General features: G+C 44.9%; 25 protein-coding genes. 8 read left to right on the forward strand and 17 right to left on the reverse strand.

Annotated elements, in window-relative coordinates; all coding sequences use genetic code 11:
- Window positions 1-6: 6 nt before the first annotated feature.
- Window positions 7-930: a hypothetical protein gene (locus ACFQ2J_RS16575; RefSeq protein WP_386063143.1), complete on the reverse strand. Its 924-nt coding sequence runs from the start codon at window positions 928-930 to the stop codon at window positions 7-9.
- Between the two features lie 146 nt (window positions 931-1,076).
- The gene (locus ACFQ2J_RS16580) at window positions 1,077-2,129 is read right to left on the reverse strand and encodes a C45 family autoproteolytic acyltransferase/hydolase (protein ID WP_386063146.1); all 1,053 of its coding nucleotides are present in this window, start codon (window positions 2,127-2,129) and stop codon (window positions 1,077-1,079) included.
- A gap of 133 nt (window positions 2,130-2,262) precedes the next feature.
- Between ACFQ2J_RS16580 and ACFQ2J_RS16585 the strand changes: the two genes are divergently transcribed.
- Complete coding sequence (locus ACFQ2J_RS16585; protein ID WP_386063149.1) at window positions 2,263-2,745, forward strand: DinB family protein; 483 nt, start codon at window positions 2,263-2,265, stop codon at window positions 2,743-2,745.
- Window positions 2,746-2,835: 90 nt separating this feature from the next.
- On the opposite strand, the gene ACFQ2J_RS16590 is transcribed toward ACFQ2J_RS16585, so the two are convergent.
- Window positions 2,836-3,579 carry a Cof-type HAD-IIB family hydrolase gene (locus ACFQ2J_RS16590; protein ID WP_386063151.1) on the reverse strand — a complete coding sequence of 248 codons (744 nt, stop codon included), beginning with the start codon at window positions 3,577-3,579 and terminating at the stop codon, window positions 2,836-2,838.
- A gap of 111 nt (window positions 3,580-3,690) precedes the next feature.
- Here ACFQ2J_RS16590 and ACFQ2J_RS16595 point away from each other — a divergent pair, with 111 nt between their 5' ends.
- On the forward strand, window positions 3,691-4,098 hold the full coding sequence (locus ACFQ2J_RS16595) for a hypothetical protein (RefSeq protein WP_386063154.1): 408 nt from the start codon (window positions 3,691-3,693) through the stop codon (window positions 4,096-4,098).
- 92 nt (window positions 4,099-4,190) lie between these two features.
- Window positions 4,191-5,006 (forward strand): STAS domain-containing protein, encoded by an 816-nt coding sequence (locus ACFQ2J_RS16600; RefSeq protein WP_386064011.1) that lies wholly within the window; start codon window positions 4,191-4,193, stop codon window positions 5,004-5,006.
- A 38-nt stretch (window positions 5,007-5,044) separates the two neighbouring features.
- Here ACFQ2J_RS16600 and ACFQ2J_RS16605 read toward each other — a convergent pair whose 3' ends face one another.
- Window positions 5,045-5,500 (reverse strand): hemerythrin domain-containing protein, encoded by a 456-nt coding sequence (locus tag ACFQ2J_RS16605; RefSeq protein ID WP_386063157.1) that lies wholly within the window; start codon window positions 5,498-5,500, stop codon window positions 5,045-5,047.
- 107 nt (window positions 5,501-5,607) lie between these two features.
- On the opposite strand from ACFQ2J_RS16605, the gene uvsE reads away from it, so the two are divergent.
- Window positions 5,608-6,564 (forward strand): UV DNA damage repair endonuclease UvsE, encoded by a 957-nt coding sequence (gene uvsE / locus ACFQ2J_RS16610; protein WP_386063160.1) that lies wholly within the window; start codon window positions 5,608-5,610, stop codon window positions 6,562-6,564.
- A gap of 166 nt (window positions 6,565-6,730) precedes the next feature.
- On the opposite strand, the gene ACFQ2J_RS16615 is transcribed toward uvsE, so the two are convergent.
- On the reverse strand, window positions 6,731-6,916 hold the full coding sequence (locus ACFQ2J_RS16615) for a hypothetical protein (protein WP_386063163.1): 186 nt from the start codon (window positions 6,914-6,916) through the stop codon (window positions 6,731-6,733).
- Window positions 6,917-7,110: 194 nt separating this feature from the next.
- On the opposite strand from ACFQ2J_RS16615, the gene ACFQ2J_RS16620 reads away from it, so the two are divergent.
- Complete coding sequence (locus ACFQ2J_RS16620; protein ID WP_386063166.1) at window positions 7,111-7,821, forward strand: hypothetical protein; 711 nt, start codon at window positions 7,111-7,113, stop codon at window positions 7,819-7,821.
- Between the two features lie 44 nt (window positions 7,822-7,865).
- On the opposite strand, the gene ACFQ2J_RS16625 is transcribed toward ACFQ2J_RS16620, so the two are convergent.
- The 8 genes from ACFQ2J_RS16625 to ACFQ2J_RS16660 form a co-directional block, all read right to left on the reverse strand.
- Complete coding sequence (locus ACFQ2J_RS16625; RefSeq protein WP_386063169.1) at window positions 7,866-9,416, reverse strand: fatty acid--CoA ligase; 1,551 nt, start codon at window positions 9,414-9,416, stop codon at window positions 7,866-7,868.
- Window positions 9,417-9,479: 63 nt separating this feature from the next.
- Window positions 9,480-10,247, reverse strand: coding sequence for a 3-hydroxyacyl-CoA dehydrogenase (locus tag ACFQ2J_RS16630; protein WP_386063172.1), 768 nt, complete (start codon window positions 10,245-10,247; stop codon window positions 9,480-9,482).
- Window positions 10,248-10,250: 3 nt separating this feature from the next.
- On the reverse strand, window positions 10,251-11,405 hold the full coding sequence (locus ACFQ2J_RS16635) for a thiolase family protein (RefSeq protein ID WP_386063175.1): 1,155 nt from the start codon (window positions 11,403-11,405) through the stop codon (window positions 10,251-10,253).
- Window positions 11,406-11,408: 3 nt separating this feature from the next.
- Window positions 11,409-12,542 (reverse strand): CaiB/BaiF CoA transferase family protein, encoded by a 1,134-nt coding sequence (locus ACFQ2J_RS16640; protein WP_386063178.1) that lies wholly within the window; start codon window positions 12,540-12,542, stop codon window positions 11,409-11,411.
- 2 nt (window positions 12,543-12,544) lie between these two features.
- Window positions 12,545-13,693: an acyl-CoA dehydrogenase family protein gene (locus tag ACFQ2J_RS16645; RefSeq protein WP_386063181.1), complete on the reverse strand. Its 1,149-nt coding sequence runs from the start codon at window positions 13,691-13,693 to the stop codon at window positions 12,545-12,547.
- 267 nt (window positions 13,694-13,960) lie between these two features.
- Window positions 13,961-15,565 (reverse strand): MDR family MFS transporter, encoded by a 1,605-nt coding sequence (locus tag ACFQ2J_RS16650; RefSeq protein WP_386063184.1) that lies wholly within the window; start codon window positions 15,563-15,565, stop codon window positions 13,961-13,963.
- A gap of 29 nt (window positions 15,566-15,594) precedes the next feature.
- Window positions 15,595-16,014 carry a MarR family winged helix-turn-helix transcriptional regulator gene (locus ACFQ2J_RS16655; RefSeq protein WP_386063187.1) on the reverse strand — a complete coding sequence of 140 codons (420 nt, stop codon included), beginning with the start codon at window positions 16,012-16,014 and terminating at the stop codon, window positions 15,595-15,597.
- A 134-nt stretch (window positions 16,015-16,148) separates the two neighbouring features.
- Entirely contained in the window at window positions 16,149-16,529 is a 381-nt protein-coding gene (locus tag ACFQ2J_RS16660) for a hypothetical protein (protein ID WP_386063190.1), read from the reverse strand.
- Between the two features lie 131 nt (window positions 16,530-16,660).
- On the opposite strand from ACFQ2J_RS16660, the gene ACFQ2J_RS16665 reads away from it, so the two are divergent.
- Entirely contained in the window at window positions 16,661-17,152 is a 492-nt protein-coding gene (locus ACFQ2J_RS16665) for a hypothetical protein (RefSeq protein WP_386063192.1), read from the forward strand.
- Between the two features lie 67 nt (window positions 17,153-17,219).
- Here ACFQ2J_RS16665 and ACFQ2J_RS16670 read toward each other — a convergent pair whose 3' ends face one another.
- The 4 genes from ACFQ2J_RS16670 to ACFQ2J_RS16685 all read right to left on the reverse strand — a co-directional run bounded on the left by ACFQ2J_RS16670 (window position 17,220) and on the right by ACFQ2J_RS16685 (window position 21,136).
- Window positions 17,220-17,387 carry a YqaE/Pmp3 family membrane protein gene (locus tag ACFQ2J_RS16670; RefSeq protein ID WP_386063195.1) on the reverse strand — a complete coding sequence of 56 codons (168 nt, stop codon included), beginning with the start codon at window positions 17,385-17,387 and terminating at the stop codon, window positions 17,220-17,222.
- A 319-nt stretch (window positions 17,388-17,706) separates the two neighbouring features.
- Entirely contained in the window at window positions 17,707-18,222 is a 516-nt protein-coding gene (locus ACFQ2J_RS16675) for a DinB family protein (RefSeq protein ID WP_386063198.1), read from the reverse strand.
- Between the two features lie 115 nt (window positions 18,223-18,337).
- Window positions 18,338-19,345: an alpha/beta fold hydrolase gene (locus ACFQ2J_RS16680; RefSeq protein WP_386063201.1), complete on the reverse strand. Its 1,008-nt coding sequence runs from the start codon at window positions 19,343-19,345 to the stop codon at window positions 18,338-18,340.
- Between the two features lie 78 nt (window positions 19,346-19,423).
- Complete coding sequence (locus ACFQ2J_RS16685; protein WP_386063204.1) at window positions 19,424-21,136, reverse strand: M3 family oligoendopeptidase; 1,713 nt, start codon at window positions 21,134-21,136, stop codon at window positions 19,424-19,426.
- Between the two features lie 160 nt (window positions 21,137-21,296).
- On the opposite strand from ACFQ2J_RS16685, the gene ACFQ2J_RS16690 reads away from it, so the two are divergent.
- Both ACFQ2J_RS16690 and ACFQ2J_RS16695 read left to right on the forward strand, forming a co-directional pair.
- A complete protein-coding gene (locus ACFQ2J_RS16690; RefSeq protein WP_386063207.1) occupies window positions 21,297-22,094 on the forward strand; it encodes an NUDIX domain-containing protein in 798 nt (265 codons plus the stop codon).
- A gap of 132 nt (window positions 22,095-22,226) precedes the next feature.
- Window positions 22,227-23,558: a DUF5068 domain-containing protein gene (locus ACFQ2J_RS16695; protein WP_386063209.1), complete on the forward strand. Its 1,332-nt coding sequence runs from the start codon at window positions 22,227-22,229 to the stop codon at window positions 23,556-23,558.
- Window positions 23,559-23,586: the final 28 nt, after the last annotated feature.

Below are 23,586 nucleotides of genomic sequence, written 5' to 3' on the forward strand. Positions count from 1 at the left end.
GATGTGTTATCCACAATTTGACGAAACTCCATTACAATTCGCAGACACACTTCCTGAAATGGTTACTGTACCATCATCATTTTGCGTAGCAGTTACATCTGAAATTGTAATCAAGCTACAAACGTCCAATTCTTCTGGACACAATGGTGGTTCACCATTTGGACATGTCGGGCAGATAAATTCTACAGGTATTGTCACATCACAGCCAAGTGCAACACGCTGTTCTTGATCCCCTTCACATCTTGTGAACTCAACGGAAGTCAAAATTGACAAGTTACCAGTGATGATTCTCAATGGAACCATTATTTCACAGACTTCTCCACAAACTTCGATAAAGGACACACAACTGGAATCTGTACACACTAGTGTATCCGTACAAATAGCTGCAAGTGCTGTTTCCTCATCTAAGACAAAGTCATCACAAGGAACTTCAATTGTACACTCGAAATCCTCTGTATTGTCACAATCCGTTGGGCACTCTCCGGTTTCACATTCGGACAGACCAGGAACGATTCCAGGCAGTTCAGGACCGCTTCCAGCCTTCACGAGTAAATCAATCATACCTTCTCCGACTTCGAATTCGCCATCGTAGACAAGCACAACATTATAGCATTCCTGTTCTTCAAAAATATCTGCAACAAAGTCCAACTTAATATACTCTGTATCACCTACAGTAGTCCTGTCCACTTCGAAAATGATTTCTGAGTTCGCTTCAAGCGTTGCTTCTGCATCAAGCGAAGGAAAATCACCAACGGGACAGATTTCAAATTGAATATTGCTGATATCAGGCTGTGCCATCGCTGTACAGGAACATACTTCATACGTTATTCGGGTCGTTCCATCGACGATTTCTTCATTCAGAAAAGTAATGCCGTAGATGCCGTTGACACAAATATCAGGATTCAAATCCGGACAATTTCCACAAGCCATACTTCTCACTCCTTCATTTTATCAATTTAGTCCAAGCTAGGACTATACTTCATAATACGCCAACATACCCCACCGTGTATGGATGAATCAACTATTGAAAGCATACAAAAAAGCACCCAGTTTTATTGACTGAGTGCTAAAACGATTTACCTAGCATTTTCATCCATATGTGGGAAAGGCAGGTCCGTATTTACTTCACCTTCGATACGTTCAGTTTGAATAGGATCACCTTTCAGCCATTTTCCAAAATCGAATTCCTGCGGCTGCTGGTCGCTTCCTAGCGCAATCCATGTCTTCATTTCGTGTGGTAAGTAGGCGGTTGTATGGATCGTTCCAGCCCAGTTTTTATATTGGTCAGAGAACAGGCCCCGATCTGGATCATTCATCAACCGGAATGCATCATAAGCTTCCGAGATTTGGGGTCCCTCTGTATCAAGTACATTCTTCCTTTTAAGCGAATCGACGAGATGGTTGCGATTTTCATGCTGCATGATTTCGAAATGATTGGTACAGACATTGGACGTGCGAACCTTCACTCCCCTAGGAGAAGCTTCCACTACGAAGGTTTGTCCGCTTGTATCATAGACGATATAGCTGAACGAATGACGATGCGGAATTTCCTTCAGCATGCCTACCGCTTCTTCCACCGTCGCACAGCTCTCAAGAATTAGCCTGCCGATCATACAGCAGATGAATCCCGGTCCCGGTTTTTTGCGATGCATGAAATTGTAGCCTATCACGAGCCCCTTTTCATTCATTCCGTCCATACGACCGGTAATCCGCTGGGTGGGACCAGCGATCGCATAGCCCTGATCCGTCGGTTGGAAAAAGATATAACGCCCTTCATACGTTTTTGGCTGATAATCATAATTCCGCACGAAGTAATTCTCCCCGGTCATGATCGAGCAGCCGGAAGGTTTCAACGGGACTCGGTATCCGCCGAATTCCATCAGAACGCGTTCGAGTGGCCAGTCGATTGCGTCGCGAATGCCAATAAGCTCGTCCCAGACCCCTGGCGTGAAACGCTTGATCGCCTGTTCTACTTCCGTTGCTTCGACTTTGAACCTCGGTTTTCTTATCTTCCACTGCTTTTCTCTATTTTTTACGAGTAAAGAATCTTTCAGTTGTGCGCCTTGCATAACTCCAAAATCATAATGTGTCCCTCGGAATTGCAAGACGTCACTATGTATGTTTTTCACAGAATGTCCACCTCATTTTCATGATGTGCATTCATCTTATCGAAGTCGGGTACCGAAATAAAGCGATGCAGCTTATGTTTGGTGAGGGCAGGAGCTTGTATGATAGACTCAGAGAAAAGGAAGGGTGAATCGCATGTATGAGTTAGAGGAGAAACGAGATCAGATTTTTCAATTCATCGACGGCTTGACCGACGAGCAGGCTGCCACAAGACCTTCTGAAGAGGAATGGTCCATTTTAGAAACGCTGGAGCACCTCTTCTTAATTGAAAAATCCGTAGTGAAGGGCCTTAACCACGTGATGAAGACTGGTGAGCAGGCGACTGCAAAATCGAAGCCGATCCACCGTACGACAGACCGCTCGCATAAGGTGGAAGCACCAGAACGGCTGCGACCTGCCGGAAGGTTTACCACGTTGTCTGAAGCGAAAGACGCCTTAGTTAAATCCCGGGAGGCCACGTTGTTCTTAGTTCACAATAAAGATAAAGCGACATTAGAGAAATATACAATGCCTCATCCAGCGTTCGGTGACATGACCCTCGATCAATGGGTAGAATTCATCGGTTGGCACGAGCTCCGTCACCTGGAGCAGATGAAGGAAGTTGAAAAAGCCCTGTAGATGCAGGGCTTTTTTAGTGATTCTGTCAAGAGGTGGGGATTATCGGTCATAAACGCCACCACAAAAAAACCGAGTAGCCCCCTCGGCTACTCAGCTTTCCAGTACTTTTTCGATTGCACGCGCAACGCCGTGCTCGACATTCGTTGCAGTTACCCAATCAGCAGCATCTTTGACTACGTCCTGAGCATTTCCCATCGCGACGCCGAAGCCGGATTCGCGGATCATAGCGATGTCATTCAAACTATCTCCACAGGCCATCACATTATCCATCGTGATGTCGAGCCACTTGCACACCTTCGCCAATGCGGCTGCTTTATTGACTCCGATCGCATTCACTTCAATGTTGGTCGGGCTGGAATTGGTGACTTCAAGTTCAGGGTTCGCATGAAGCTCTTCCAACACTCTTTCACGAGCTGCATCATCTACGATATCGAACCCATATTTCAGCCATTCGTAGTCTTCCACTTCTTTTTCAAACGGCTCCCTGGAGTTGAACCTTCCTTGTTTAGTGGTCGACCAGAAGTGAACATCATGCTCTTTCGTCATCTCCCACAAGCGTCGAACGTGGCTAGCTTCCAAAGGGTTGCTGTCGACCAACGTAAAGTTTTCATCATAGATTTCTCCGCCATTGACGGTAATGATATAGGAAGATCTTCCGAGTAGATCATCAATCTCACGGCAATGATCCAGTGGACGTCCTGTACTCAATACGACATGTATTCCTTTTTCTTTCGCCTTTTTAATGGTCGCGGCATTTTCATCGGACACTCCGCCATCGTCATTGACAAGCGTTCCATCCATATCCAATGCAATCAGTTTGATGTTTTTCTTCATCGTTACACGTCCTCTCTATCGCTTCCGTTATCCTATCATAATGCCCCTTCCATAAGCTAGCAATCCGTTATACTATAAGTATGGTACATAAATTGAAAAAGGAGAGGAATTATGGAATATTTACTCGTTATCGCCAGCCTGATCGCAGTTATCGGTATTTTTGCATCCTATCAGAAAGCAATCAGTTATTTTCCGAACAGAGAGATTGACGCAGCCTTCTTACAAAAGGTTCAGACAAAGCTCTTCATCGCCACAGCAATCGTGGAAGTTATACCAATTCTATTGATTGTATTCGCCATGACTCAATTGGAAAATGCGGAATTCAACCCGACCATACCTATAGCAATCATCATTATTGTCTATATTGCTATCGTCTTGAAAACATTGATGTCTGGAAGGGATACGTTGGGTTCCATCGATACCAAATACCAGCCTCAATTTAAAAGCTTAATGATCGTCACGGTCGGATTAATCAGCGCCATTCCAATCGTTTCCGTTGTTTTGCTTATCAGCTTGTAAAAAAAACGACAAAATAAGTTTTAACACCTTTTGTGGAGGGTAAACCTTATTGTTAAGCATTACTATGGGTTGTGGAGGGAATATCATTGAATATGAATGAGGCCTTAAGGGATTATTTGCTGGGACATGCCGATGAAATGACGAATTCTTGGTATGAGACGTTAGAGGAACATGATCCAATATCTGTCTATGCAAATACAAATCCGACTTTAACTGAGCAATTGAAAGAACAAAATAACCAATTCCATCAATATTTTGCAAATATCTTTGTAGAGGACGAAGAAATCTGGTTTCAGAAATTCGATAAATGGCTGCAGTGGATCGCCAGCGATGAAGAGCATTTACGTACCCCAAGCCATTACGTTATCCGCGAATTCAAACGTGTACGTTTCCAATACTTAGGATATGTCAAGCAATTCGCCAAAGAGCATGAAGTCTCTCAAGACCAGCTGGATCAATGGACCAACCTTGTCATTCGCATGTTCGATCAGGTTGTGATTGATTACGTTCAAGCAGCCAATGAGAATTCCAAGGAATTATTGAAAGCAAAAGAGGCAATCATCAGAGAACTAAGTGCACCAGTCATCGCATTGGATGACAAGAAAGCCTTACTTCCTGTAATTGGAGAAATCGATAGCGAACGTGCAGGTGTCATCCTTGAACAAACACTGCAGCAATGCGCAGAAAAAAAAGTGACGGATCTTTACATCGATCTTTCTGGCGTTGCTTCGATTGATACAATGGTGGCCCATCAGATTTCAAATTTGCTCCAGGCTTTGAAGTTGCTTGGAATCACTCCACACATCTCCGGTATGCGTCCTGAAATTGCTAACACGTCAGCCAAGCTCGGTATTACTTTCAGTGATGTGCAGATTACATCGTCCTTATCTAATGCATTGAATTTCTAATCATAGAAGATGCCACCCTCAGCAGGATGGCATCTTTTTTATTTTCCACTCACGGAATCCCTATGGAATTTACCATTCGCCTGATGGAGATATTTTTCTGGTACAACTTCCTCGATCATCGGGAAAATCGTCCGCTCCTCCAATCTTACATGCGTTTCGAGTAGCTCCCCTAGCTCCCTGAACTGGTCTGCATTGACTTTCTCCTGATCTCTGATTGCCTGGATTCTTCCACGAATTTGAATGTGCTGGATCAGCATTTCAGCTATAGGCTTCTGATCGACTGATGCATAGCGGGCGTAAAGTGGCAGCAGCACTTCTTCCTCATCTCTGAAGTGATCACGTCCATCTTTTTCCCAAAAATCGATGACGTCCCTCCGCAGCTGCTGTAACGATTTTTTCGACTTTTCCGTACCTGCTTTTTTCAATTCGACTGCATTGACCAGTGCATGATGGTGGTGATGAGACAATGGATACAACGCTTCATGCCTCTTCATGGAACCCCTCCTTTTTTTCCATTATATACCTTACAGCACATCATTACCTTTAAATCTCCTGAAAAAGGGGAAAGTACCGTTAGGACTTTTCATAAAGGAGTAATTGTATGATCATTCGATTCGGCTACGTAGCAAACGCATTGAACCTGTGGGATTCCACCCCCTCCAAAACAATGACATTCAAGCGCTGGAGTGAATTAGATAAAGAAAAAAGAATGGAAAAGCTGCAAGATACGACAAGAGCGAATTTGAACAATACAATCAGAGCGATTTACTATAACATTGCCCATGAAATTCACCTGTATCGGATGTCTTCATCGATTGTTCCACTTGCAACTCATAAGGAAGTCGATTGGGATTATCTTAATCCTTTCAAAGATCTGTATAAAGAAATTGGGGCACTTGTGAAGAAGCATAAGTTGAGGGTCAGTTTTCATCCAAATCAGTTCACATTGTTTACGAGTGACAAGCCTCACGTTACTGAAAATGCTGTACATGATATGGAATATCACTTCTGTTTGCTTGAAGCGATGGGGCTTGACCAACAGGGGCATATTAATATCCATGTTGGTGGCGCTTATGGAGACAAAGATGCAGCGACTGCACGTTTTTATGAAAATATAAAACAACTTCCCTCACCAGTGAAACGGCAAATGACGTTGGAAAATGATGATAAAACCTATACGACCACCGAAACGCTGGCTATCTGTGAGAACGAAGACATTCCATTGATGTTCGATTATCACCATTACATGGCGAATCATGATGAGGAAGAGGATCTCGATGAACTGTTGCCGAGAATTTTCGCCACTTGGAAGCGGACGGGTTACCCTCCTAAGGTCCACGTTTCCTCGCCTAAATCAGAGAATGCCTACCGCAGCCATGCGGATTATGTAGATCTTGAATTCTTAAAGCCGTTTTTGAAAAAATTGAAAGAGATGGATGCGGAGATCGATGTAATGATTGAAGCTAAACAAAAAGACCGCGCCTTGATTCAGCTTGTGGAAGACGTGTCCGGAATCCGTGGGGTGAAACGGGTTGGCGGAGCTACAATTGAATGGTAAGTAGGATGACTGCCTGAAGCAGTCATCTTTTTGTGGAGAGGATTTGCGGTTTCGTTCATAAATGTGAAATATCGCCCGTAAATTCGGGTTTTCGCCCATAAATTCCAAAACTCGCTCATGAATCCAGTTTTTCGCCCATAAATCCAAAATTTCGCCCATAAAATTTTCACAAGAAGAACTTCTTGATTCGCTCTAACAGTTTATCCGACGACTCCTCGTGGCTAGACAACTCTTCTATGACATCCTCTCGCTTCACGTTAACGTTAACTTTCTTACTCTGATTACAGCCGCATCCCTTCCGCTTTGGATACCTTCGTTTGGCCACATTCCCATTATCTTTGTCTGGGCCCAAGCTATTCACTCCTTATCACCTTTATTAATATGTATATGAAAGGCACACGAAAGAGAAAAGACACTTATCCTACATCAGCAATAAACCATTTTTTGCCTATCTTCACTATCCGTAGGCTTAAGCTTATACCTTAAATCCTTTCCATGAATATCTTGTACAGAAAACTAAAATCATTAGAAAGGATGATTGTTTTGATGAAGAACACCAATAATGGCAGACACTCAGACTGGGAAGAAATAGAAGTTTTGGAATCCTCCAGTAGCTCAAGTAGTTCAAGCAGCTCTAGTTCTGCTGAAATTCCTCCTACTCCAGTAAATTCATGTGAATGTGATTTTTCAGTAGACTATTGCTGTGTAGAACAAGTTCCTACTTTCTTCAATAATGACTTCAGCACAAACCCTGATGATGAACGATTGACTTATGACCCTACTTGCCTTTCATGTAGAGTAGAAGAGTGTGAGGTTCCTATCCCATGTATGACTAATTCTGAATCACCAACCATCACGTTATACGCAGTGGTAATCAAGGGTTGTATGCCTTACCAGGCTGAATGGCGCTTCGATTCCCCAGGTGTATGTAATACTGACGGTGACAGATCTTATGCAATCTGCTGCACAAGCATGGTTTGCTTTGACAACACAGTATTTGTTGCACAGTCTATAGAAGAAGCGCAGAGAGTTTGTGATTGCTTAAATGACATTCTGAATGGTCCAAATGCATGTATGTTAATTAGAAACACTTCACGTCCAGATGCTAGATTGTTCAACTGCAAAAATTTCCGGGAAATCACTTCTGACGCCAATGATGATGCAGGGCGCTGTACAGACCGCTTTGTTCGATTCAAAGGTACTTTCGAAGTCAATTCAACTATTGTTAACCGTTGTGCCATTCCACAACCTGAGTAAAAAGCAAAAAAGCCAGTGAGCACATCGCCCACTGGCTTTTCCTATTACATTTCCTTCACTTGCTCCCTCAACTTGAACTTCTGCAACTTCCCGCTCGCATTCCTCGGCAGTTCGCTGACAAACTCATACCTACGCGGACGCTTATACCTCGCCAACCGGTTATTCGACGTACAGAACTCATCCAATTCCTCCGCCGTCAGCGCCTCATCCTTTTTAACGACATAGGCCACTACAGTTTCGCCCCACATTTCATCCGGTTCTCCAATCACTGCTGCATCCATGACGAGTTCATGATCGAACAGTGCATCTTCTACTTCGCGGGAATAGATATTTTCTCCACCTGATACGATCATATCTTTGACGCGGTCACTTACCCACAGATAGCCGTCTTCATCAAATGCACCGATATCACCTGAGTGGTACCACCCTTTGTACATTGCTTCTTCTGTAGCTTCCGGGCGTTTGTAGTACCCTTGCATCATGCTTGGACCACGGACGATGATTTCACCCAATTCATTCGGCCCGCAAATGTCCTCTGGCTCAGAAGGTCCATCCTCTCTCGTCCTCACCACGCGCACTTCATGATTGAGAATGGCTCGTCCAGCCGATCCTGCTTTCACGAGCTGCTCGTCTTCCATCAGCGCAGTAATGGCAGGTCCCATTTCTGTCATGCCGTATGCCTGAAGCAGCTTGATGCCCATCTTGTCATGAAGCTGCTTCACGAGCGCAGGTGCCATCGGAGCACCACCATAGAATCCTATTTCCAAGTCGGAAAAATCAGCATTTGTCAGATCTTCCTGCAGCATCATGTTCCACATTGTCGGTGCAGCAAAAAACGAGCTGATTTTTTCTTCTTTAATATAAGTAAGTACCGCTTTCGGATCAAAATGATGCATGATGACGTTGGTCGCTCCCATCATCACCCGTGGGAAAAATGCACAATGCAGTTCTGCACAATGGAAAATTGGGGCGGTCACCAAACCGCGTTCTCTTTCTGTCACCTGGACGACGCCAGCCATAATCACCGCCTGGTCGATCATATCCCGATGGCTGTGAAGCACGCCTTTAGGCAAGCCTGTGGTTCCTGAGGTGTACATGATTGCATACGTATCATCCTCTGAAAGCTCACAGTCGGGACGCGTAGCTTCCATCCCTTCCATCTGCTGGTAGAAGTTCACCGCAAAGGACAATTCATGCTGATCGATCGACCAGTACTGGATCCCCTGCAAAGCTTTTGCTGTTCCAGCCACTTGCCTTGCGGTCGCATTTTCAAAAACGACGATTTTCGGATCAGCATCCTCCAAAATGAAGGTGATCTCCTTTTCAGTTAAACGGAAATTGATTGGATTGAAGATAGCTCCAATTTTCAAACAGGCAAACAGCACATGCGCAAATTCTGCAGTATTGAAAAGTACGGTAGAGACTCTGTCCCCTTTTTCCACACCTGATGCACGAAAAGCGTTGGCTAGCCGGTTCACCTCTTCATCCCATTCTCTGAACGTCCACCTTTTTCCTAACCTCAGATCGACTAAGCCTTCTTTGTCTGGATACTTTGCGACTGTCTGTTCGAACATGCTACGTATCGTTGGTCCCATTAATGGTTCCCCTCCTATAATTGATAACATCTTCTGACAGTGTAGCCCCAGGTGGTATCGTGCTTATTTCGGTTGCATCCGGATCGCTCCGTCCAGGCGGATCACCTCCCCATTCAGCATCGGATTTCCGACGATGCTTTCTACTAATTTCCCATATTCAGCCGGTTGTCCCAATCTGCTCGGGAATGGGGTCATTTTGCCTAAGGCTTCTCTGGCTGCTTCCGGCAAAGAAGCGAACATCGGTGTATCGAACAGTCCCGGCGCAATCGTCATCACACGGATACCATAGCGGGCGTATTCTCTGGCGATCGGCAGCGTCATGCTTGCCACCCCACCTTTTGAAGCACTATATGCGGCCTGGCCGATCTGGCCTTCGAAGGCAGCAACGGAAGCAGTATTGATGATGACACCGCGCTCTCCATCGCCATTCGCTTCGTTTTCTTTCATCCGCTCCCCGACCATCCGGATCATGTTGAAGGTTCCGATCAGGTTGACTTCAATCACTTTGGAAAACTTGCCAAGGTCATGCGGTCCTTCTTTTCCAAGTACTTTCTCTGCGACTCCGATTCCAGCACAGTTGACCAACACATGGACAGCACCGAATTGATCAAGGGTCAATTCAAGAAGCTCTTCAATATCACTCGTCGATGTCACATCGGTGGAATGAAAAATGCAACGGTTCCCCAGCTCCTGTGCAAGATCAGCGGCTCCATCCTCATTTCTATCTGCGATTACTGCTCTTCCACCTGCAGCGATGATTTTTCGGACAGTAGCCTCTCCTAAGCCGGAAGCTCCACCAGTAACGATCGCTGTCAAATTTGCCAGTTCCATCTGCTACACCTCCAGCCTCTCTATAATGGTGGCATTCGCCATCCCCATGCCTTCACAAACGGCCTGTAATCCATAACGCTTACCGCTTCGCTCCAGTTCGTGGACGAGCGTAGTCATCAACCTGGTCCCTGTCGCACCAAGCGGGTGACCTAATGCAATCGCCCCACCATTGACATTCAAACGTGCCGGATCTGCACCTGTTTCTTTCAGCCAGAACATCGGCACAGGGGCAAACGCTTCATTCACTTCGAAGAGGTCGATATCCTCGACACCGAGCCCTGCTTTAGCCAAAACTTTCATTGAGGCAGGATGTGGGCCAGTCAGCATCAAAGTTGGATCGGAGCCGACTACACTCCTTGCTACGATCCTGAACTTTGGCTTCAATCCTAGTGCTTCTGCTTTCTCTTTGGACATCAGTAAGACAGCAGATGCACCATCACTGATTTGACTGGCGTTACCGGCAGTGATTTTCCCCTCTTCCTGAAAAGCCGGCTTCAACCCTGCCAATGTTTCCAAAGAGGTATTCGGTCTCGGTCCTTCGTCTTTTGTAATCGTAACGTCATTTCCATCTTCATCCACGGTTTCAATAGGAACGATCTCTTTTTCAAACTTGCCTGCCTCGATCGAAGCCAGTGCTTTTTCATGGCTTTCCACGGAAAACTGATCGAGTTCCTCTTTGGAGAGATTCCATTTATCTGCAATGCGTTCGGCGGATAATCCCTGGTTAATGATTTCATATTTTTCAGTCAGTCGCTCGCTATATGCCGCACCTCTCATAGCTGAAAACATCGGAACCCGGCTCATATTTTCTACACCACACGCAATCACCGTGTCCATATCTCCACTCGCGATAGCCTGCGCAGCAAAATGTACAGACTGCTGGCTGGAACCGCACTGGCGATCCAACGTCACACCAGGGACTTCAACTGGAAAGCCGGCAATCAGTGCCGCAACCCTTGCGATATCCCCGGACTGTTCGCTGGCTTGTGTAACACAACCAGCAATTACATCTTCAACTTCAGAAGGATTCACGTTCGCTCGATTCACTAATTCTTTCATGACATCTGCCAGCAGGTCATCCGGACGTTTCCTGCTCAATCCTCCATTACGTTTTCCAATCGGACTTCTTACTGCTTCTACAATGACAACTTCTCTCATCCTTTATTCCCTCCTGATATGTAAATGATTTTTTGTCGTTTGCAGCCATTCCTGTATAATCTGTTCACCATGATCCCCATGCCGGGGTGCTTCCCCACCTGCTTTCTCCGAGGGAAAAACAGTACCGATCTGATTCAGGCCATCCGCTTCCAATTGGAGTGCTCGAGCTTTCAGAAGCGGCCACTGATCCAGCTCCCCCATCTCCAGTACCGGTGTCAGGCAGCAGTCCACTTGCACTGAGATTTCCGTCCACTCTGAAAGAGGATACCGCTTGAAGTAAGCGCTTACTTCTTCATATATGGAAGATCCTTTCTCCGCTTTCGCAAACTGTTGATCCAACCAATCAGATCTACCTGCTAAACGGCAAAAGGCATGCCAGAACTTCTTTTCCAAAGCGGCCAGGGCAACATACCTCTGATCGCTCGTTTCATAGATGTGATAACATACATACTCTCCACTTATTTCGCGAATCCCTCGAGGATATCCTGCCTCATCATGAATGACACGGTTCATATTCATCATCGAGTACAAGCTGTCTGTCAATGAAAGGTCGATGGCTGCTCCTTTTCCGGTGCGGAATCGTTGGATCAGGGCTGCCATTATCTTTTCAGAGGCTGCCAATCCACCTATGTAATCTGCCAGCTGGATGGAAGGATGGACAGGCTTTCCCTGCTCATCTTTCAATTGACTGAGTATGCCTGACACCGCCATATAGTTCAGGTCATGACTCCCCAGATGGCGCAACCCTGCCGTATGCTGACCATAACCGGATATCGAGCAATAGATGATACTTGGGTGCAGCTGTTTCAATGATTCATAACTAAGACCCATCCGCTCCATCACTCCGGGCCGGAAGCTTTCCACAATCACATCCGCTTTCATTGCAAGCTCCTTAGCAATTTCCTTATCTTTATCATCCTTCAAGTCCAGCGCGATGCTGCGCTTCATGCGGTTATGGACAAGAAACCCAAGTCCCTGCCCGTCTTTTTGGAAGCTCAGCGTCCGTGAAGGTTCCCCATTTGCAGGCTCAACCAATACGACATCTGCCCCCTGCTCTGCCAATCTTAACGTTGCATAAGGACCCGGTATGTACCTCGAAAAATCCAGCACGCGAATGTCCTCGAGCGGCTTCCCCATCCTCAGCTCAACCCCATTTTCTTCGCAATGATGGTCTTCATGATTTCATTCGATCCTGCGTAAATCGCTGCCACTGGTGCATCGCGGAATCGTCTGGCAATCTCGTATTCTTCCATATACCCATATCCCCCGTGCAGTTGCATGCAAATCGAGGATGTCTTTTTGACGAGGTCGGTAATCCACCATTTCGCCATCGAGACTTCTTTGACGACATCCTCCCCGTTCATGTGCGCTTCAATTATTCGATCAAGGAAGGTACGCCCGAGTTCCACTTCTGTCTGCAGCTCTACCAGCTGGAACTGCGTATGCTGGAAGGAGGCAATCGTCTTCCCGAATGCTTTACGCTCCTTTACATAGTTGATGGTCAGCTCCAGCATTCGTTCAGCTGCAGTAATTCCGCCGATACCTACAATCAGCCGCTCCTGCTGCAGTTGCTGCATCAAATAATAGAACCCTTCCCCTTCGTTTCCTAACAGATTGGATGCTGGTACACGAGCATCTTCAAAAATCAGTTCAGCTGTATCCTGACTGTGCAGACCAACTTTATCCAGCTTCTTTCCTCTCGAAAAACCTGGCGTATCCCGTTCTACCACGAGCAGACTGATCCCTTTATGTGCAGGCTCTGTCTTCGGGTCCGTTTTACAAACGACGATGATCAGGTCTGCATGGATTCCATTGGTAATGAATGTTTTTTCCCCGTTAAGAATATACGTATCCCCTTCCCGGGCGGCAGTCGTTCGGATACCAGCGAGATCCGATCCGGCACCTGGTTCAGTCATCGCTATTGCTGTCACCACTTCACCTGACGTACACTTAGGCAGCCACCTTTTCTTCTGTTCTTCAGATCCGTAATGGTGGAGGTAAGGCACGACGATATCATTATGTAACCCGATGCCGATCATCCCTGTCCCAACCTTTTCGAGCTCTTCATTGATCACAACCGAATAACCGAAATCAGCAGCGAATCCTCCATATTTTTCGTCCAGCCATGGACACAGGTACCCCTCTGAGCCGAGCCTATTCCAGAACGCTCGAGGGATTGCTCCATCCTTTTCCCATTGATTGAAAAATGGATAGCATTCTTTATCCAGAAACTTTCGGAATGACTGACGCAGGATTTCATGCTCTTCCTTTATGTAAGGTGCTTTCATATTTACCCTCCTGTAATCGACGGAATATTCTGATTATATTCTATCGTAATTCATCAAAAATGGGGAGTGATTTGAGTCGGGGACGGCCATAAAAAAGTACGAATCTGGTAAACTATGCAGTCGGTGGGTACGTGTTCGCGATGTCCTTCGTCGTGGCCAGCGGTTTTCCGATTGCATTCTTCTTTTTCTTTATTGGTGGACTGGCAATCTATGGATCAAAGGCATTACATACAAAAAAAACTTGAGGCTGCTGCCTCAAGCTTTCTCTTACGAACTTGCTTTGGAACTTTCCAAAGGAGTTTCCACCTTTGATTCTGGCGTTTCGTTCGTCATACGCAACGGTATTTCTTTCAGGAAGATGATAATCAGGAAAGCTCCTCCTAAAATGAATGTCCCGAACAAGAACGAACCACTTAGTGCTGTACTTAGAATTTCACGCATCGATGCAATGACCTGTTCGAACATCGGTACCGCTTCTGGAGGCACACTTTCTTTCACTTGGGCTACTTTATCAGGATCCATCAGTACTTGAGGGTCTTCCATCGCCTGCAAGTTTCCTAGATTCGCAGTTGCTCCACCAGAGGATGCCATCATCTCTTCCATTTTATTCGCCATGACGACGTTCATGATCGCTCCCATCACAGATACTCCGATCGTTCCACCCACCTGGCGGAAGAACTGGGAAGCAGAAGTCGCTACACCAAGGTATTTATGCTCAACTGCATTTTGCACAGCAAGTGTCAGTACAGGGAACGTCAATCCTAATCCAAGGCCGACAATGACGAGATTGATCACTGCACCGGTCAATGTCGTGTCGATGGTCATCGTGGACATCGAGTACATCCCCGCGCCCATTGTCAACAAACCTACAATGGCGAAAATTTTATATCTTCCTGTTTTGGTTACCAGCTGTCCACCAATCGTACTCGTCGTCACCATGCTAAGCATCATCGACATCATGACGAACCCTGTTTTGGTAGCCGAAATTCCGAGGACCCCCTGAATGAAGAACGGCATATACATGATCGCCCCGAACATGCCCATCCCCATCAGTAGGCCACCGACATTGGAAATCGTGAAAATACTGTTTTTGAACAATTTCAACGGAATGATTGGATTTTTCGCTTTCCGTTCAACGGTGATGAACAGCACCAATGCGATAACGGACCAGGTAAACAGTCCGATGATCGTGACCGAATCCCAGGCATAAGTTTTTCCTGCCCATGAAAATGCCAGCAATAATGGGATAATCGCTGATGATAACAGCACCGCTCCGACAAAATCGACAGAAGCCTTTTCGTCTGTCGTGACATTCGGGAACAGCTTCCAGATCATCGCGAATGCCACAATACCGAACGGGAGGAATATCCAGAATACCCAGTTCCATTGCCAGACGTCCACAATGTAACCACCCATGGTCGGACCGAACACACTTGCCAGACCGAAGACGGAACTGAGCAGTCCCTGCCAGCGTCCGCGTTCACGTGGTGGGAATAGGTCACCTACTGCAGTGAATGCAGTTGACATGATCATTCCGCCACCAAAGCCTTGAAAGCCACGGTAAATGATAAGTTGATAGATATTCGTCGATGTTCCACACATGAATGATCCAATGATGAAAATACCGATTCCTACTAGAATGAAAGGTTTACGACCGTACGTGTCAGACAATTTTCCTACAAGGATGGCCGTAATACTCGTGGTAAGCATATAAATCGTAAATACCCAACTGAAATAATCCATTCCACCAATGTCAGCGACGATGACCGGCAATGCTGTACCGACAATCGTCTGATTCAGTGCAGCAAACAACATGGCAGCCATGATCGCCAGCATGATGATGATCTTCTGTCTTTGTTCTAGATGTTCCACATTTCTCTCTCCCTTGGTTGCAGCTAAACTTATAAACGACTGAAAATATCGATCATGAGCCTGATCTCTTCTTTCGTAAGCTTTTCGAACCGTTCATTCATATAAGCAGCCCGCTTCTGATCAAGCGCTTTGAATAGAGCTTCTCCCTTTTCAGACAATGCAAGCACAACCGCTCTTCGATCCACGGTTGAGCGTTCTCTTGTAATCAATTCTTTTTCCACCAGCCGGTCGGTAATCGATGTTGCGTGGCTGTTCGATACGTTGAGCAGTGCAGCAAGCGAAGTCACCCGCTGCTCTTTATCCTCACTGATTGCACGCAAGAAAGAAAACTCACTGCTCGTGAAATTTTCTCCCAAAACTTCGTTCAATTGTCTCCTGAAATCCCGGATGAACGAACGCATCGACTTTTCCAGGTCCGTAATTAGTGCCACCTTTTCCTGATCCAACACAATAAATCTCCCCTATACGAAAATATCACTTATTGAATAGTACACCTGGTTAAGTATTTTTGCAAGCCCTGATGTTCCGCATAAAAAAGAACCAGGTGCAACTCGTGCTCCTGGTTTCAAGTGTTTCTTTTCTTTTATGTATTTAGGCTTTCACTGACCTGTTGGTATTTTTCAAGCTGCTTCACATAAAAAAGGAAGGCTTCCTCGTTCTTTTCCTCCAACGCCTGATCGACTTTGAATTGGAAATAGTTGATGGAAAGCTGTCGGTCCGTTTCTGAAGCGATCTTTCCAGCTTCATAGTACATTTCCAAGTCCTCCGTAGCGATGAAGAACTGGTAGGTATTACTGACTTTGACCTTCACATACCATCCCAGCTGATCCACATATTTGAATTCCTCCGTCACAACAATTTCGTCACCTACTTGAAAGTAGATAGTATTCACATGCTTTTGAGATGCACAAAAGCAATCAATCTGATGCTGGAATTCCTCCATTGTAATAAAAACCGAGTCCATGGAATAAACCTCCTTGTCTTCTGTGCCATAAAGTATAATTGAAAATCATTCTCAACGTCAATAGGTAAATGATATTGATAATCGTTTTCAATTAATATATAATGAACATCAACTAATGGGAGGTGGGAGACATGCGATACAGTGATACTTCCGAACAATTTCTGCAGCATCTTGTAGATGAAGTCCTTTATCATTTATATCAACTGCCCAAGTATCGTAGAACTGCGTTATCCGTTTTACAATTGATTGGTGCGTATCAAAAAAAGGTCGAGCACAGCGGAACATGGCTGAACGGGTGCGAGTCCATCACTTTCGCACAGGTCATCGACCACTTCCTGAAGCAGTTGCCGGAACATCAGGATGAAACAAGGTGGTTTTGTGACAAGTGGAGTGTATTCGATAAGTCGATCGAAAAATCCTATACATTGACGCATACGTTGATCCAAACAACAGCCAACCGGGTTCAATTCAAAAAATACATGGTCGATTGTAATCAGAAAGAATTAGAGGAATTCTATACATCAGCATCCGTCTGTTCCCAACATATGTATGAAGGAAAAAAGACGATTGTGGAATATGTCGATTTAACGACAGGGGAACAAAAATTACTGAAAGCATCTTAGAGGTACTTTTACAGACAATAAAAAAAGACTGCAAGTTCCCTTACAGCCTTCCAACCTATATTAAGATTCAAACACCTGCTCTCGCATTTTTATGATCTTTCACTACCAAAGCTGCGTGTACAGCTCCAGGTACGAAGAAAATGATCGTCAACACAAGATTCAGCAAAGCTTTCATCGGTTTACCAGTCAGCAATACGGCAACGGGTGGTAACAGAATGGCTAATAGGTATAACATAAGATCACTCCTCTCTTATATTCATCAATACCCTGGAGGAGCTTGCCCTAAAACATTCGAAAAACCTTTATGCACCATCAGGAAAATGTCGAGTATAGGGTAGTCAATTTAAAAAATACTATCAGAAGTTACCCACAATTCAGTTCCTGGACAAATAAAAAAGCTTCCCCATCACTGGGGAAGCTCTCCGATATTGCGGCGGATCGACCGATGACCACATTCATCGTTTAGCACGAAGCATATCGTCCGTCTTATGCAATTAGCTCATCGCTCATCCACTATATCACGCGTACGCATGCAGCGCAATCTTTTCTTTACTTTAGAGGTTCATTTGCCTCAGCATAGCTCTGATTTGACCGCGATGACTGATTTCATCCTCCATTACGTGATACCAGAGGTAATAAAGGTTATGAGCCACCCCATTGTCCCACTTATATTCCTCGAACAACCAGGAATCATCCTTTTCAGCAAGCGTGTGCAACGTATCTTCCCGCACTTCCCTTAATACCTCCAAGTAATAATCCACAGGCTTCCCTTTGATTTCCTCCCGGGCTTTATCACCAAGCTCAAGGGCAGCACCCCATCTCAGCAATTCTTCTTCATTCAGGTCCCGTCGTTCAAAAGAAATCACCTGATGTACATATTCAATTGCAGCGATATGCATCAGCAGTGCACCAATCGTATTACCAGATCCGTTCGGGACATGATCCAGTTCTGCTTGCTTCAATTCGGCAATCTCATTCAAAGTAACAGCTCGAGTGTGCTCAAGCATGGAGACGAGCTCACCAATTTTCTCTGTAAATCCATCCTGTCTTCTAATCCGATAATCGATCATTTTTATCCTCCCCCTCTTCTTATTCAAGGGTACCAGGCGAGAATAAAAAGAAAAGACTGATAATCAGTTGGACAAGATGGTATAATTTAACTGAGCAATCCTCTAAGCTCTACATTCATCTCAATGATAAAACTGCCTCCACAATCACCTCTGGCTGGTCATACATGACTGCATGACTGCTGTACACTACCATCATCCTACTATCCGACGACAATTCTAAAAGCTCCATTTGGGATTCCTTCCAAGCTTGCGCAAAGGCTTGTTCCTCTTCTTCCGAAAATCCCAGTTCAGTCGCGTTCATTTCCGGCATACTCGGACTGATGACAACCAGCGGAATGTCTTCCAATGAAGTACCTTTCAGTTTCGCTTCTCCTTCAGGGAGCTGTTCGATCTCTTTATCCATTACCTTGAAAAACGGCGCATCCCAATGTACGTTGACGTATTTTTCGGTATCTACGTAATATGGCATCTGGCCATCCAATTGACTTTGGCCTAAAAAGCGTACTACTCCAATCGAGGCGAGCAATCGGTTGAATGTCTGGTCCTGGGTATCAAAGAACGCCTTGTTATACTCGGGTGCCTTCTCTTCAAAAAATTCATTCCGGGCATCTACCAGTACCATTCCGGCGACCTTGTCCGGATACTTTTCGGCAAACAGTCGTGTGTAGAGACCACCTGCAGAATGCCCGACAAGAATGACAGGCTCTGTAACGTCTGCAGCTTCCATCACTTGTCGGAGATCTTCAACTGTCCCATCAAGGGAGAATCCCTCTCCAGGTGCGTCACTGTAACCATACCCAGCCCGATCATAGGTGATGACCCGTGTACGCTCCGCAAGCTGATCCTGCACGTAGCTCCAATCATAAGACCAGTTACCTGTACCAGCTTCAATGATGACTGTCGGAAGGCTTGTCCTGACTCCTTCCACATTTACATGAAGCTGTTTCCCCCCTACGCTCATCATCTCACCATCGGGAGGATACACCTCATCCACTCTGTTGTAATTCGCCTTTTCATAGACAAATCCAGCAACAAGCAGAAATACAACAATGGTCACTAAAGTGATCCCTGTAATTTTCAACCCTTTCTTGACCTTTTTTCCAACCGAGTTTGCCTGCCTCATCTCTCCAAATCCCTTCTGACAATAAAACGGATGCATTCCCTTATAGGTACTGCATCCGTCTTGTTGATTGTCGCTAAATCACTTGGCTGTACCTGCAGCGGATTCCAATTCCTGAATTTCATTCTGCAGGAATTCCATCAATTCTTTGATCAATTCCGGTGAGAAATCAAATTTGATTCCGGCAGCTTCATAGATTTCCTGAAGTGACTTTGTATTTCCAAGCGATAGCGCGTGTTTATAATTTTCAAGTGCAGCATCTTTATCTTCTTTATACTGCTTATACATTTGAACTGCACCAAGCTGAGCAATCACGTACTCGACATAATAGAATGGCACTTCGAAGATATGAAGAACAAACAACCATCTCGCCTTGCGTACTTCTTCATATCCATCCCATTCAACGACGCCTGCATCAAGCATCTGGTGGATTTCATCATACTTTTCCATCCGCTCTTCCATCGTGTGGTCTGGGTTTTCATACATCCAATGCTGGAACAGATCGATCTTCATCCCTTGTGGAAGGAATTCCAGGATTCCCTTCAGCTGGTCAAGCTTCGCACGGTTCAACTGCTCCTCATCCTCATAGAAGTGATGCCACTGGTCCATCGATAGCAATTCCATCGACATGCTGGCAAGCTCTGAAGATTCCATCGGTGTGTCCTTATAGTAAGAAAGGTCGATCGGGAACTTCAGGTCATTATGGATGCAGTGTCCCATTTCATGAAGCAGTGTCAGCATATCATCGTGCGAGCGAGATGCGTTCATGAAAATGAAGGAAGATTCGGATACAGGAAGGGGCGTACAGAACCCTCCCGGCGATTTGTTCTTTCTGCTTTCCAGATCCAGTTGTCGCTTCTCGTTCATTTTCTTGATCAGCTCAGCGAAACGAGGATCCAATTCACCTAGGACAGTGGAAGTCTTCGATACCAGTTCATCGATTGAAGCGAATGGTTTCAACGGTGTTTTATCTGCTGGCACTCCTTTTGAATCGTAAGGACGCAACACATCCACACCGAGTTCCTGTTTGTGCTGCTTGCGTAATTTTCCTGCGACAGGAAGCACATGTTCTTTGATCGATGCCGCCAACTGTTTACAGTCCTCAGGTGTATAGTCGAAACGCTCGTATTTTTTGAACATGTAATCGCGGTAGTTAGCCAGCTTACTATTGTTAGCCTTCTTTTCCCTGATTTCGAGCAATTCACTCATGATTTTCTGCAGGTCATCTTTAACTTCCAAAAGCGAGCCGAAAATCAGATCAAATGCCTTCTTCCTTAACTCGCGATCCGGATCCTCAAGGTAAGGGAATAACTGTACGACTGTCAGTTCTTCACCATTCCAGTCTGCAGTCAATGCTCCTGTAATCTCAAAATAGCGAGTCGCCAATCGATCCTCTTCGATTTCAAGCTGAACATTCTCTTTATTAAATAGTGCAGACGCATTTTCCTTACTCTTGATATAGCGGCCATATACTTCTTTATCAAGCTTATCCTTGGCAGGTGCCTGCAAAAACTTCTCATCGACCTTGGCCTTTTGACGCTTCACTAACGGTTCGATCTTTTCCTGATCATACTGGAAAGCACGCTTTGCATCTTCATCGTTGTTGTAAGCCTGGAAATCGATATAATGACCATCCAGTCCCTCCTGGATTGCATCATAAAAATCAGAAACTTCCTTCAACCATTGGACCATCGAATCTTCTGTCTGCAGATCAGCAGCAAGCAATGTTTCAAAACGGTTTTTAATCGAAGCAACATCACTGAAGTCCAATTTTTCTATGTACACCTTACTCATTCCATTCTCCCCCTCGTCTATGTATCTTCCAATTAAATGATACGCATAACAGCTTTGAAAAATCCACCTTCAACTTTCTTTTTTTCAGAACCGTCTGAATATATCGGAATATTTAGAGGTTACACATGTTAAAATTAGGAAAAGAAGTGGAGGTGGAAAGTTGAAGAAAGTAGATTATCAAAGAATTGCCACACTCACCTCAGTTATTGGTGGTATCGGACTTCTCCTGATTTGTACCAGTGTTTATTTCGGAGAAAAGCTGGCCGTAAACTGGTTGAATGGTAGAGGTGGTTCTGATCCTGGGGCTTACCAGATCGTCTTCCAAAGTTATATCAACATTTTTCTGATAATGGGAAGTGCACTATTTGTTCTTGGCTTCGTATTCACCTGCATTGCTCTTTATAAGATGAAGCAGATACGCGTGCATTCAGATAAAAAACCTTCCGAAGAAGCTGTTGAAGTCACTACATATGTTAACTGGGGCTCTGATCATGTCAAACTCACATGGAAGCCTAGTTCTACACTTCCGAATAGGAACTTGATTACAAGCGTCCATGGTATCTGCTTTTCCGAAGATCAAGTAATGCTTGTCCATTTGAAAGATCGAGGATGGGACTTGCCTGGAGGAAGAATCAAAGAGACAGAATCGCCCGAGCAATGCTTGAAGAGAGAGGTCATGGAAGAAGGGTATGTATCTGGGGAAGCTTCATTACTTGGATATATCATTGTAGACCATACCGAAAATCAGAATTGGAAGGCAGATTACCCATATCCGAAAATCGGTTTTCAAGTCTTTTACCGCATGGATATATCAGAAGTGCACACCTTTGAGGCAGAGAACGAATCCATCACAAGGGTTTTTATAGACAAAGAAAAAGTAGCTGAACACCATCATGAATGGAATGTCATTTATGAAGCGATTTTAGATGAAGCTACTAAGCACTCTCCGACGAAGTAAAAACAAGCTCAGTATTCCAGGGCTTGTTTTTTTCTGTCTACTGGTCGACAATCATCGATGAATTTTTACAGGTTTATTACTTTTGCATCAGGGTAATGGTAATCGTTGGAATATCACGAAGGAGGAAAATAAATGAAAAAAGCAGCAACCATTCTAGCAATACTTTTCACCATCCTGCTCCTCACTGCATGCGGAACTGAAAAGGATGACGATGAAGCAAAAGAAACCAGTGATACTGCAGAATCAACGGAAGCCGATTCAAATCTGGAAGCAACTTCTGAGGATGAGAATAACGACGAGGATGAAATGAATGAACAAGATCAGGAAGAAGAAGTGAATGAATCGGAAGATCAACAGAACGGAGAAAGCTCTACCAGCTTCAAAGAAGGCGAAGTGTGGAACAATGAACTACCTGAAACAACAGAGGCTGATGTGGAAGTAGTCTATGAAAACATGGACCCTGGGTATGAGAACGATCTCAGTGGATTCATCATAAAAGTGAATGCCTATCAGATTGTGAAACTGACTGGAATCGACAATGATAATCAGACTTATTTCGGTGATCAATCAGAAGGGTATGCCGTCTCCTTCGATACGACCATCCATAATACTACAGACAAGGACTTGTATTATAATCCTAGACTGACCATTCAGTTAGCAGATCAATTCGATATCATAACATCCAGTCCATCCATCTATAGAAATGACGAATATAGCCTTGCACCTCCTTCTGATGATGTATCTCTCTACCCTTCCAATACAGAGGTCAATGGCCTTTATACCCTTCAGTTGACAACTGAAGAGTACAATAAATTACAGGAAGTCAATGCGAAGCTTATCATTGAAGGTGGCGTCGCAGATAACAAGCAGTATGAAGGATCCGACCAGAAGAATGAAACCTATGATTTCATCCACTCAAACGGTAGTGCGATGGCTTCCGCCCATTCTTCCGAGTATTATCAGGACAAAATCATGGAGGACAATATCGCTGAAAAGACAATGATCTATGAATCTAATGAAGAAAAGACTGGGACGATCGGAGAAGACGTAAAGGTAACGCTCAAAGGCGTCCAGTATGCGGAGCTTACACCAACAGCCTCTTATGAAGAAGCCTTTGCAGAAATTGGAGACAGTGGAGTCGTCGCGCTCACGATGAAGCTGGAGATTGAGAATGCGTCCGATAAGGAGTTGGATGTCAAATTTGCAAGGACGTTCTTATCGATTGACAATAACCAATTGAGAGGCCAATCCGATGAAAGTCTATCCCCTTCTGATCCAAGCAGTGTCATGCCTGGTGAAACGAAAGAGATTTTGAAGGTGTTTCTGCTTCCTGCAGATGGTGTCAAACAAATATATGATACTTACAAATTGGAATTCGGACCGTTTTATGGACAGGACGGAAAAGGCCTCTTCAAAGATGCATCCATGGAACTTGAAATACCAAGCCCAAAGACCGATAGCTGAAGTAAGTAAATGAAGACAGGAGTGATAC

This window comes from Thalassobacillus hwangdonensis (assembly GCF_042675915.1).
GTDB classification, from domain to species: Bacteria; Bacillota; Bacilli; order Bacillales; family Halobacillaceae; genus Thalassobacillus_A; species Thalassobacillus_A hwangdonensis.

Excerpts from the sequence above, each read along its gene's own strand:
- ACFQ2J_RS16575 (WP_386063143.1), bottom strand. The coding sequence starts at position 930 with ATGGCTTGTGGAAATTGTCCGGATTTGAATCCTGATATTTGTGTCAAC.
- ACFQ2J_RS16585 (WP_386063149.1), top strand. The coding sequence starts at position 2,263 with ATGTATGAGTTAGAGGAGAAACGAGATCAGATTTTTCAATTCATCGAC.
- ACFQ2J_RS16590 (WP_386063151.1), bottom strand. The coding sequence starts at position 3,579 with ATGAAGAAAAACATCAAACTGATTGCATTGGATATGGATGGAACGCTT.
- ACFQ2J_RS16595 (WP_386063154.1), top strand. The coding sequence starts at position 3,691 with ATGGAATATTTACTCGTTATCGCCAGCCTGATCGCAGTTATCGGTATT.
- ACFQ2J_RS16600 (WP_386064011.1), top strand. The coding sequence starts at position 4,191 with ATGAATGAGGCCTTAAGGGATTATTTGCTGGGACATGCCGATGAAATG.
- ACFQ2J_RS16605 (WP_386063157.1), bottom strand. The coding sequence starts at position 5,500 with ATGAAGAGGCATGAAGCGTTGTATCCATTGTCTCATCACCACCATCAT.
- uvsE (WP_386063160.1), top strand. The coding sequence starts at position 5,608 with ATGATCATTCGATTCGGCTACGTAGCAAACGCATTGAACCTGTGGGAT.
- ACFQ2J_RS16620 (WP_386063166.1), top strand. The coding sequence starts at position 7,111 with ATGAAGAACACCAATAATGGCAGACACTCAGACTGGGAAGAAATAGAA.
- ACFQ2J_RS16625 (WP_386063169.1), bottom strand. The coding sequence starts at position 9,416 with ATGGGACCAACGATACGTAGCATGTTCGAACAGACAGTCGCAAAGTAT.
- ACFQ2J_RS16630 (WP_386063172.1), bottom strand. The coding sequence starts at position 10,247 with ATGGAACTGGCAAATTTGACAGCGATCGTTACTGGTGGAGCTTCCGGC.
- ACFQ2J_RS16635 (WP_386063175.1), bottom strand. The coding sequence starts at position 11,405 with ATGAGAGAAGTTGTCATTGTAGAAGCAGTAAGAAGTCCGATTGGAAAA.
- ACFQ2J_RS16640 (WP_386063178.1), bottom strand. The coding sequence starts at position 12,542 with ATGGGGAAGCCGCTCGAGGACATTCGCGTGCTGGATTTTTCGAGGTAC.
- ACFQ2J_RS16645 (WP_386063181.1), bottom strand. The coding sequence starts at position 13,693 with ATGAAAGCACCTTACATAAAGGAAGAGCATGAAATCCTGCGTCAGTCA.
- ACFQ2J_RS16660 (WP_386063190.1), bottom strand. The coding sequence starts at position 16,529 with ATGGACTCGGTTTTTATTACAATGGAGGAATTCCAGCATCAGATTGAT.
- ACFQ2J_RS16665 (WP_386063192.1), top strand. The coding sequence starts at position 16,661 with ATGCGATACAGTGATACTTCCGAACAATTTCTGCAGCATCTTGTAGAT.
- ACFQ2J_RS16670 (WP_386063195.1), bottom strand. The coding sequence starts at position 17,387 with ATGTTATACCTATTAGCCATTCTGTTACCACCCGTTGCCGTATTGCTG.
- ACFQ2J_RS16675 (WP_386063198.1), bottom strand. The coding sequence starts at position 18,222 with ATGATCGATTATCGGATTAGAAGACAGGATGGATTTACAGAGAAAATT.
- ACFQ2J_RS16680 (WP_386063201.1), bottom strand. The coding sequence starts at position 19,345 with ATGAGGCAGGCAAACTCGGTTGGAAAAAAGGTCAAGAAAGGGTTGAAA.
- ACFQ2J_RS16685 (WP_386063204.1), bottom strand. The coding sequence starts at position 21,136 with ATGAGTAAGGTGTACATAGAAAAATTGGACTTCAGTGATGTTGCTTCG.
- ACFQ2J_RS16695 (WP_386063209.1), top strand. The coding sequence starts at position 22,227 with ATGAAAAAAGCAGCAACCATTCTAGCAATACTTTTCACCATCCTGCTC.